Raw genomic sequence first — 305 nt, forward strand, 5'->3', positions numbered from 1 at the left:
CTGGATGGCGTCTATCTCCCTACCCGCCCGGGCGCACCGCCCCGGTTCCAGTGGGTCCGGGAACCGACCTCCCAGCAGCTGACCCAACTGGCCCACACCATTGCCCGGCGCGTGGCCCGGTGCCTGCACCGCCAGGGGCTGCTCGAACCCGAGGCCGAGCACGCCCACCTGGCGGACCAGGCCTGGGATGACGATCCGATGCCCCCCTTGCTCGGCCATGCCATCACCTACCGCATCGCCCTCGGCCCCCACCAGGGGCGCAAGGTGTTGACCCTGCAAACCCTGCCGGCCGATGATTTCGCTGC

General features: G+C 70.8%; 1 pseudogene. It reads left to right on the top strand.

Going from position 1 to position 305, the window contains the following annotated elements:
* A pseudogene (locus AB5T46_RS20450) lies at positions 1 to 305 on the top strand (IS91 family transposase); the annotation flags it as partial.

This window comes from Luteimonas salinilitoris (genome assembly GCF_041300785.1).
GTDB classification, from domain to species: Bacteria; Pseudomonadota; Gammaproteobacteria; order Xanthomonadales; family Xanthomonadaceae; genus Luteimonas; species Luteimonas salinilitoris.